Origin of the sequence: Blautia sp. OF03-13, assembly GCF_003460685.1 — a bacterium.
GTDB lineage: Bacteria > Bacillota > Clostridia > Lachnospirales > Lachnospiraceae > Fusicatenibacter > Fusicatenibacter saccharivorans.
In genome coordinates this window covers 180,992-190,196 of sequence record NZ_QTVR01000007.1, presented here as the reverse complement: position 1 = coordinate 190,196, position 9,205 = coordinate 180,992, and the positions used below count along the sequence as shown (strand labels likewise).

General features: G+C 47.3%; 7 protein-coding genes and 1 pseudogene. 1 reads left to right on the top strand and 7 read right to left on the bottom strand.

Annotation, left to right across the window (positions count from 1 at the left end; translation table 11 throughout):
- Positions 1–421: 421 nt before the first annotated feature.
- The 4 genes from DXA55_RS07510 to DXA55_RS07495 all read right to left on the bottom strand — a co-directional run bounded on the left by DXA55_RS07510 (position 422) and on the right by DXA55_RS07495 (position 5,539).
- The gene (locus tag DXA55_RS07510) at positions 422–1,561 is read right to left on the bottom strand and encodes a hypothetical protein (protein WP_055226864.1); all 1,140 of its coding nucleotides are present in this window, start codon (positions 1,559–1,561) and stop codon (positions 422–424) included.
- 683 nt (positions 1,562–2,244) lie between these two features.
- Entirely contained in the window at positions 2,245–2,934 is a 690-nt protein-coding gene (locus DXA55_RS07505) for a CvpA family protein (protein WP_117813553.1), read from the bottom strand.
- A 12-nt stretch (positions 2,935–2,946) separates the two neighbouring features.
- Positions 2,947–4,143, bottom strand: a complete 1,197-nt coding sequence (locus DXA55_RS07500) for a DUF5711 family protein (RefSeq protein ID WP_055226860.1) — start codon at positions 4,141–4,143, stop codon at positions 2,947–2,949.
- Between the two features lie 88 nt (positions 4,144–4,231).
- Complete coding sequence (locus DXA55_RS07495) at positions 4,232–5,539, bottom strand: LysM peptidoglycan-binding domain-containing protein (protein ID WP_055226858.1); 1,308 nt, start codon at positions 5,537–5,539, stop codon at positions 4,232–4,234.
- A 200-nt stretch (positions 5,540–5,739) separates the two neighbouring features.
- Here DXA55_RS07495 and yyaC point away from each other — a divergent pair, with 200 nt between their 5' ends.
- On the top strand, positions 5,740–6,327 hold the full coding sequence (gene yyaC / locus DXA55_RS07490) for a spore protease YyaC (RefSeq protein ID WP_117813551.1): 588 nt from the start codon (positions 5,740–5,742) through the stop codon (positions 6,325–6,327).
- Between the two features lie 91 nt (positions 6,328–6,418).
- Here the strand turns inward: yyaC and DXA55_RS07485 are convergent, their stop codons facing one another.
- The 3 genes and pseudogenes from DXA55_RS07485 to fsa form a co-directional block, all read right to left on the bottom strand.
- A complete protein-coding gene (locus DXA55_RS07485) occupies positions 6,419–7,360 on the bottom strand; it encodes a transketolase family protein (RefSeq protein WP_055219295.1) in 942 nt (313 codons plus the stop codon).
- Positions 7,348–8,187, bottom strand: a complete 840-nt coding sequence (locus DXA55_RS07480; RefSeq protein ID WP_055219293.1) for a transketolase — start codon at positions 8,185–8,187, stop codon at positions 7,348–7,350. The genes DXA55_RS07485 and DXA55_RS07480 overlap by 13 nt, the downstream gene beginning before the upstream one ends.
- A 108-nt stretch (positions 8,188–8,295) precedes the next feature.
- A pseudogene (fsa, locus tag DXA55_RS07475) lies at positions 8,296–8,948 on the bottom strand (fructose-6-phosphate aldolase).
- Positions 8,949–9,205: the final 257 nt, after the last annotated feature.

Genomic DNA, 9,205 nt, shown 5'->3' with positions numbered 1-9,205 from the left:
TTTTACTCTACAACAAACATATCAACATTTTAACAAACGCTATTTCAAAGGATCTATAATACTTCTAGCCATATTCTTAAACGATTTTTTATAATGCTTAAATCAACTTTTAAACTTATCCTCTAATTAAAATGAGGACTACAACTAATTAACACTGTAGCAGCCCTCATCTTTCTTACATTTTAGTGATTAGCATTAGATCCAAATACACTTGTGTATAACTGATTCTGCGCCTGAGCTTTCTGAACATAGGCAGACCCACACGTAGAAAAGCATGTGCATGAACACGGTCCATTTGCATAAACACTCACATTATTTCTTCCCTTATGTTCTTTCTTTTTAAGCGTTTTCTTCATTTGAATACCTCCCTTCGAGCATAATTTTATTACCCATTGCGATCGCAAAAGTAATCCAGTAAATTTTAGTCGTCTAAAAGTTGCATTATTATCCATTTATATGCGTTATAACAATTTTCAAACTGCATTTGCTCCATCCTTGTTTTCACATTCCATCCTTTTTTATCAAAAACCTCAAAATCTATCAAACTATTACTTTCAAATATATTTTTATCCGTTTGAATAATAAGCACATCTGGATTGTATATTGTATTTACTGCCATTATTAACGTCTCTGTCACATTCCCATGCGTATAAAATTCTAATGGAATTTCTGCCACGCAAGACTCTTTTAGGTTCTTTTCTGATGTTAATACTATACACTCATAGTCTTCCTTCCCAAAACACTCATATAACAACTTTGCCCCAATAACAGTACGTGTTAAAATTATCGGAATTGACCACGCTTTATTATTCACAATCCCATTCCATTCCAATTCTTTTTCATAGATACATTTGTTTATATGATTCATAATAAATTTTTTTGCATCTTGGTATGAACCTTTTTTATTTTTCCTTAAATAACATATCAAAAGCACAGTAATAATCGGAGCTGCAAAACTATTTGATTTGTATTCTTTCCCAACAATCTTCTTTAAAACGTCATCAAAATTTAACTGTATCGAATTCATTTCCGAAAAAGGAAATGATTTAGACACCGAAATTTCTTTTTCCTGCAATTTAGCAATATAATTTCTTACCCCGAAAACCCCATCAAAGCATGCCGGCCATGTAGGAAAGTTTGTATTTGATAGCGCTGCACATAATATCATTTTATTAGAAACCATTTGTTTTATAATATTTTCTATCTTTTTTGCATCTATATAATTTGTTGTTCCAACACTCATATGCACAAGTTTTATCTTTTCTTTTAAGCACCATTCTAACGCCGCTTTGAATGAATCAATGCTACCTCTTTCCCCTGTTTCCATAATTTTTATAGAGATAAATTCTACCTCTGGGCAAAAATATTTGATGATACTATAACACTTATCGCCATGTGTTAGTTTATATCTCTTTCTAAACAGATTATCTTTTTTTTCAGAATTGCACAAAACAACTTTTTTATTCTCATCAACATAGTATTCATTCTCACTCAGAAACAGCCCCCCTGCTGTCCCGTCATCTATAATTACATATTTTCCATCGTTTTTTTTATTTTTCATATGCAAATAGTCTTGTTCAGCTTTTCTTTTTCGTCTACATACTTACATTATATCTATATTTCTTCTTTTTTCAATGTGCTTTTTGTACATATTTTCAGTTTTTATTCATTATAAATTCACATAAATATTTTTTTCACAAAAACATGTAATTTTTTTTATATAAATACGTATATTTTATAGATATTTCTTTTCATATCAGTTCAACCCCCATATTTTCCACAACTCTCAACTTTTTCCACTAATATCCTATTTGTTCTTTCATTTCCATTCTTATCCCCTTCTATCTAGCAGATTCTTCCGCTCTCAACTTCAGAGAAAAAGCGGTCGGCGTGTGGGCGGCGGATGCGGTGGGAGGGGAGAAACGTGCCGGGGCGCGGGGCATTGATTTGGGTGGGAGCGGAACCTGACGCGGACGGGACGGAACGGGGGAGATGAAATCCGGCTCACAAAGCCGGATTTCAAGAGACACTGAGTCGGGAAAACATCAGTTTTCCTGACGAATTGTCTCGGTGCTCCCCCGTTCCGTCCCATCCACGCCAAGGTCTCCGCCCCACCCAAATCACAGCCCCGCACCCCGGCACGTTTCTCCCCTCCCACCGCATCCGCCGCCCACACGACGTCCGCTTTTCCTCGTCCCCCCTCCCACCAAAAAACGGCCCCACAAGGAACCGTTTTTTCTCATCTTATAATACATTCTTCAACAGCATCAGCACCGGATTATTCTCCCGAATCCATGCCAGCGCCATATCGCCCTGGATCTGCTTCATGCATACATTCCCCCAGTGTGTCGCCTGAAAGCAGTACACCACCGCAAAGAAAATCCAGATCCACAGCACCGCACGCACGACACCAAGTCCTGCTCCTCCCATGCGGTTCAAAAAGCTGATCCCCGGAATCTCCGCAATCAATTCCACAATTTTCACCGCAATCGTCACGAAACCAACGGCCAGCACCAGTGTCAGAAAGAAAGCGATTCCTTTCATAATCTTTTCCGATACCGCCTTCGCCGCGTAGGATGCCAGACTGTGCAGCTGTTCCTCCTGGTACTCCCGCACCGCGCCGCTTCCGAGGATCTGGTTCACCAGCTCCTCCGGCACGCCCATGCTCTCCAGCCATTTCTTCTGCACATCCTGGTTTTCCCCCGACAGAAATTCATTGTTTTCAAATGTCTCTAAACATTTCTTCTCCACATACTGCGGCAGCTCCGTTCGCTCATTCAGCACATCCGTCACATACGGATTCATCCAGATCGCCAGTCCTGTCACCAGAATCAGGGACACCATGGACAGCACTGTCCGGACCAGCCCCTTTCGATATCCAGCCAGCGCGGAAAGAATGCACACCGCAAGTAATACGTATCTCAGCCAATTCATGTTTTTCTTCTCCTATTTCAGCCGGATCATCGAAACGCCGTCCTCCTCCGCGAGCAGATACCGGTTCTGCCCCATGCCGAGGATCTCGTGAATCTGTGTTTCGCTGACCACGCCGCTGTACTTCTTTCTTCCATTTAAGGTATATACACACAGCTCCTGCCGGTTCGTCAGCAGAATCTGTTTTTCTTCTATCTGAAGGTTCTGGTAATAGAAATCCAGATTTTCATCCGCAAGCTGCTTTCCTTTCAGATTGTAGATTTTCATCCGGTAAGGATGATCGTCGCTCTCCCCGCGCAGAATCAGAACCACGCGGTCGTCCGCATACGCGCAGCTTAAAATTTCTCCATCTTCCGATACGCTCACCGTTTCCTTCGGCTTGTTTGTTCCTTCATAAACGCGGAAGCCGTTGTCAAAGAAGGCAACCCATGAGGATGTTCCCGCGGTTTCGATCTGCGGGCACAGCATATCGGTGTAGCTCGATGAGCTTGCAAGATTGTCCACCAGATCCTCGCCCCTGCTTCCGAAATTGTAGAAAGCGACCTGTGATTTCATCTTGCCGCCGTCTTCGTAAGCGTAGGAAACCGCCATCCAGAGTCCGTCCGCGGAAAGTGAGAGATCCATCGGATAGCCCGGGCTGTCCATGTTCGGGTGAGAGGAGGCGATCTCCGTTCCATCGGTATTATAGTATTTGATCCAGCTCTCCCCGTTGTTTTCCAGAATCGCCGCAACGACGCCCTGGCCTGCAACGGATGCTTTCACGATCGGATACGACGCGGTAATTTCGCCGGCCTTTCCATCGGCATCGTATACAACAATTTTGGTTCCGTTTTTATCGTAAATGGCAATTGCATCGCCGCAGGATATCATCTGCGGATTTTCCATGGTATAATGATCGCTCCAGAGGGTCTGATTTTCCCGGTCGCGCAGTTCGATGCCGTCGATACCGTAGCGCACGATCTTATTTCCGGATTTCTGAAACATATACGTATCGGTGTCCTCGGTCTCTGTTGCCTGTACTGTGTCGTATCCCTGAAAAGTACGCAGCTGAAGCCATACCCCTGTACCAATTCCGGCCGCGAGAATGGCTCCTGCAAGGATTCCAACGGTGATCCGGCGTCTGCGTTTTCTTTTTCTGTTTTCTGCTTTATACTCCTCAAGATCCCGGACTTTTGCTCCGTTCTCCTGTTCTTCTCTGTTTTTTCCGTCCATTTTCATTCCCCTTATGTTCTTTTCGGACTTATTTTCTGCCGCCCTTTCGGCCGCAGTTTGATTCCGCTCTAGTGTACCATATTTTTCTCTATTTTGGGAGGTATATTTTCTGCCCCGCATATATGAGATCTTCCACCGCGATCTGGTTCAGTTCGCAGATATCTTTCACTCTGCTCATCGTTCCGTAATATCTCTCACTGATTTTCGAGAGGCTGTCCCCCTTCTGTACGGTGTACTCCTGCCAGACCTGCGCGGCGGTTTCTGCCGTCTCACTGCCGGAAGCAGTTCCCGGGGCGGACGATGGCTCTGCTCCCGGTGCTGGATCTGTCTGCACCGTACCGGTATTGTTCTCCGCTGCACCAGTCTGCTCCCCGCCGGATGTGCTTTGCTCTCCGCTGCCTGCCGGATCCGTTCCGGATAAATTCTGCTCCTCACTTACCGCCGCGCTCCCGCTCTCATTTTCCGTTTCCAGTTCCGTTCCTGTGCTTTCCGGTGTCGAAGTATTTTCCCCTGTGTTTCCCTCTTCCGCCGCTGATGCTTCCGCTGCACTCTCCGCCGTCTGTGTCTTCTCTCCCTGTACGTTTCCCGCCACTGCTACCGTCTGCTCCTTTGTTTTCCCCGGAAACGGCAGCGCATCTCCGTATTTCTGCGTCACCGTCACAAGAAGCGCCGCAGCCGCGCATGCTGTCATCGCATAGAGGATCGGCTTTCTGTGATCGTGTTCCGGCTCCTCCCCGCTCTTCTCCTCAATCATCTTCCGAAAATCGCTGACAGCGCGGTCGGGCACGCTCTCTCCGTTTTCGATCGACCGGTTCTGATTCTGATCGATCAGATACGACTGCATCGGCTCATTCTTTTCATAATAAATGTAAAAGCCTCCCGTGCTCCGCAGGGTGCCGCCCTCGTACGTATAGAAGGTTTCCTCTTTTTCCTGTCCGTTGACGCGGAACAGCGTCTTGTCATTTCCGCCGAAGTGGTTCAGATGCGCTCGGATGATCTGTTCATTCAGATCCTCCCCGTATCCCGGAAGAGAAAGTGCCCAGCCGAGGATCTGCTGGTTTTTGAAATATTTTTCCATCACATCGTGGACCTCCGTCCATACTGCATCATCGAAGACCAGGTGATCCGGCGCCGGCTCCATCGTATGAATCGCGGCCGCGCTGCGGATAAAAAAGTAGGAAATTCCGTCCGCCCACTTAAATTCACCGAACAGCATGGCGGCACGTCCCTCTGGTGCGGAAAAATATTTTTTCAGAAAGGTTCCGACATAATCTTCCAGATAAATCCGCTCCCTGCCGTTCGTATCACCGACCTGGCGGATATTTTTCGGCAGATGAAAGTATCCCTCGTTGCCGTTCGCCTGCTCTTTGTTTTCTTTATAGACAATCTCAATCATGCTTTTCACCCCTTTTTGCCTACTTTATCACGGATGTTCCGCGAAAAAGATCGTTTTGGGGCAGGGCTGTCACGGTTTTTTCCGACTGTTTTCCCGTTTTTCTGCACCGGAGGGCATGTCATGTTTTTTTCATTGCAGGAATAGTTTATACCATATACGGTTAAACTGTGGATGATTCTTCTGAAAGGCAGGTACCGGTCATGTTTCGAAAAAAAGACGCCGAAGTTTACTACATCAATGAGCGAAGCCGCAGCGCCAGCGAAGAGCTGGCGTCGCTGTTTTCTTACTGCATTCAAAAGGACGGACGCATGTTCCGTGAACTGGTATTTCTCTGCATCGGAAGCGACCGGATCACTGGGGATTCCTTAGGACCGCTGATCGGGTACCAGCTTTCGCCGTACTGCAGCCGCGTTTTTCATGTCTACGGAACGCTGGATAACCCGGTGCACGCCCTGAATCTACCGGACCGGATTTCGTACATCCATTCCCGCCACCCGGAGGCACTGCTCGTTGCGATCGATGCTTCGCTTGGTTCGCGGCGTCATCAGGGATACATCACGATCGGAAACGGGGCGATCCGGCCGGGCGCGGGGGCAGGGAAGACGCTGCCCGAGGTCGGAGATATTTTTATCACAGGCATTGTGAATGTATCGGGCAGTTTTGAACAGCTTCTTCTGCAGACAACCCGGCTTGCCACGATTTTCCATATGGCGGAATCCATCTCGCAGGGAATCCTGCTCGCCTGCCGGGAACTTGAGGCGGCCGGGACAAGCGAACTTCTGCTTTAAGAAAAACTGCAGACAACAAAACAGGCAGAGACCGCACCGTTTTCCGGTGTAGCCTCTGCCTGTTTTCTTTTGTCATTTATTTCGAAAAATCTTATTTACAGAACTCTTTTACCTGCTCGTAAACGCCCTCGCCGTCGAGTTTGTATTTTGCAAGAAGAGCGGCTGCCGGGCCGGACTCTCCGAAGACGTCCTGTACACCGATTTTCTTCACCGGAACCGGGCATTTCTCTGCCAGTGCGTCGCAGACTGCGCTTCCAAGTCCTCCGATCACCGAGTGCTCTTCTACGGTTACGACTTTGCCAGTCTCTTTTGCTGCTGCAACGATCAGCTCCTCATCCAGCGGTTTGATGGTGTGGATGTTGATGATCTTGGCATCAATGCCGTCTGCGGCAAGTTTCTCTGCTGCTTCCAGAGCGGAGCTTACGCAAAGGCCTGTTGCAACGATGGTGACATCCTTGCCTTCACGGAGAACAACGCCTTTTCCGAGCTCAAATTTGTAATCCGGTCTGTCGTTGATCACCGGCACTGCCAGACGTCCGAAACGAAGGTAAACCGGTCCGTTGTATTCATAAGCTGCTTTCACGCAGGCTTTTGCCTCTACATCATCTGCCGGGTTCAGGATGACCATGCCCGGGATGGTTCTCATCAGGGCGATATCCTCGTTGCACTGATGTGTTGCGCCGTCTTCTCCTACGGAAATTCCGGCATGGGTAGCACCGATTTTTACGTTCAGATGCGGGTATCCGATGGAGTTGCGCACCTGCTCAAACGCACGGCCTGCGGCAAACATCGCGAAGGTGCTTGCGAACGGAACGATGCCTGTGGTGGAAAGACCGGCAGCGATTCCCATCATATTACATTCTGCGATACCACAGTCGATGTGGCGGTCCGGATATGCTTTTTTGAACACACCGGTCTTGGTTGCTGCTGCAAGGTCAGCGTCGAGTACGATCAGATTGTCATGCTCTGCGCCAAGTTCAACCAGTGCATTACCGTAACTTTCTCTTGTTGCGATTTTCTTTACTTCTGACATAACGCTTCACCTGCCTTTTCCAGTTCTGCCATAGCAATTGCGTACTCTTCATCGTTCGGAGCTTTTCCGTGCCAGCCTACCTGGTTCTCCATGAAGGAAACGCCTTTTCCTTTTACGGTCTTTGTGATGATGGCGGTCGGCATGCCTGTTACGGTGCGCGCCTCATCAAATGCAGCTTTCAGCTGATCGAAATCGTTGCCGTCCGCTACGTTGATTACGTGGAAGTTGAATGCCTCGAATTTTTTGTCGATCGGGTACGGACTGTTGACATCTGCTACGTTTCCGTCGATCTGAAGTCCGTTGTTGTCTACGATCACAACGAGGTTGTCCAGATGTTTTGCTCCGGCAAACATGGCTGCCTCCCAGACCTGACCTTCCTGGATTTCACCATCGCCAAGAAGTGTATAAACACGAAATGCTTTGTTCTGCAGTTTTGCACCGAGTGCCATTCCGACTGCTGCGGAGATTCCCTGTCCGAGGGAACCGCTTGACATATCAACGCCCGGGATATGTTTCATATCCGGATGTCCCTGCAGGTAAGAGCCAAGGTGACGAAGGGTCAGCAGGTCTTCTTTCGGGAAGTAACCTTTTTCAGCCAGTGCTGCGTAGAGTCCCGGCGCTGTGTGGCCTTTCGAAAGTACAAAACGATCGCGGTCCGGATCTTTTGGATTTTTCGGGTCCACGTTCATTTCTTCAAAATACAGATACGTGAAAATATCGGCTGCAGACAGAGATCCGCCCGGATGGCCGGCCTTTGCTGCATGAACGCCGCTGACGATCCCTTTGCGGATCTCATTGGCCGTCTTCTGAAGTTCTAACTTGTTCATGTCTTTTCTCCTTGTTTAGTTGGATCGGAATCAAAAGCTGGAAATATCGCTATTGTCACTTCGTTCACAATACCATATTTCCAGCTTTTATGCAATCATGTTTAGGTCTTATTCGCCGAATACAGCTTTGTAGTCAGCCTGGAATTTTGCGATTCCGGCGTCGGTCAGAGGATGTTTGGTCATCTGTACGATTACATTGTATGGAACAGTTGCAATGTCTGCACCAGCCAGTGCGCAGTCGGTTACGTGGATCGGGTTGCGGACGCTTGCTGCGATGATCTCGGTGTCGATGCCGGCTACGTCGAAGATCTCAACGATTTCACGGATCAGATCAACGCCGCGGGTGCTGATGTCATCGAGTCTTCCAAGGAATGGGGAAACATAAGTTGCACCTGCTCTTGCAGCCAGAAGTGCCTGGTTTGCGGAGAAGATCAGGGTTACGTTTGTCTTGATGCCCTCTGCGCTCAGAACTTTAACAGCTTTGAGTCCTTCTACGGTCATCGGGATTTTAACAACCATGTTGGATGGATGGCTGCGATCTCACGGCCTTCTTTGATCATGCCTTCTGCATCTGTTGTGGTAGCTTTTACCTCGCCGCTGATCGGTCCGTCTACGATCTCGGTGATCTCTTTGATGACCTCTTTGAAGTCACGTCCTTCTTTTGCGATCAGGGACGGGTTGGTGGTAACGCCGCAGATAACGCCCATGTCGTTTGCTTTTTTAATGTCCTCTACTTTTGCTGTGTCGATGAAAAATCTCATGTTGTTTTTCCTCCCATATTCATACTTTCGTAAGGTTTCGGGGCCTGTTGTTTTCCGCAGAACGGCTCCGTTTTTCTGTTATCTCCAGTATAGATATGTTTGGTTTTTCCGTCAAGTCGGCCTCATTTTTATTAATTAATTTATTATTTATAAATACTATTTTATAAATTACTCTGGCGGATTTTTTCTCATTTTTTCCGGTTTTTCCTTTTCTTTGTGTTTTCCCGGTTTGCGCCGGAGCTGTTTTATTCAAAATT

Bases quoted from the DNA above. Each gene is read 5' to 3' on its own strand.
- DXA55_RS07510 (WP_055226864.1), bottom strand. From the start codon at position 1,561: ATGAAAAATAAAAAAAACGATGGAAAATATGTAATTATAGATGACGGG.
- DXA55_RS07505 (WP_117813553.1), bottom strand. From the start codon at position 2,934: ATGAATTGGCTGAGATACGTATTACTTGCGGTGTGCATTCTTTCCGCG.
- DXA55_RS07500 (WP_055226860.1), bottom strand. From the start codon at position 4,143: ATGGACGGAAAAAACAGAGAAGAACAGGAGAACGGAGCAAAAGTCCGG.
- DXA55_RS07495 (WP_055226858.1), bottom strand. From the start codon at position 5,539: ATGATTGAGATTGTCTATAAAGAAAACAAAGAGCAGGCGAACGGCAAC.
- yyaC (WP_117813551.1), top strand. From the start codon at position 5,740: ATGTTTCGAAAAAAAGACGCCGAAGTTTACTACATCAATGAGCGAAGC.
- DXA55_RS07485 (WP_055219295.1), bottom strand. From the start codon at position 7,360: ATGTCAGAAGTAAAGAAAATCGCAACAAGAGAAAGTTACGGTAATGCA.
- DXA55_RS07480 (WP_055219293.1), bottom strand. From the start codon at position 8,187: ATGAACAAGTTAGAACTTCAGAAGACGGCCAATGAGATCCGCAAAGGG.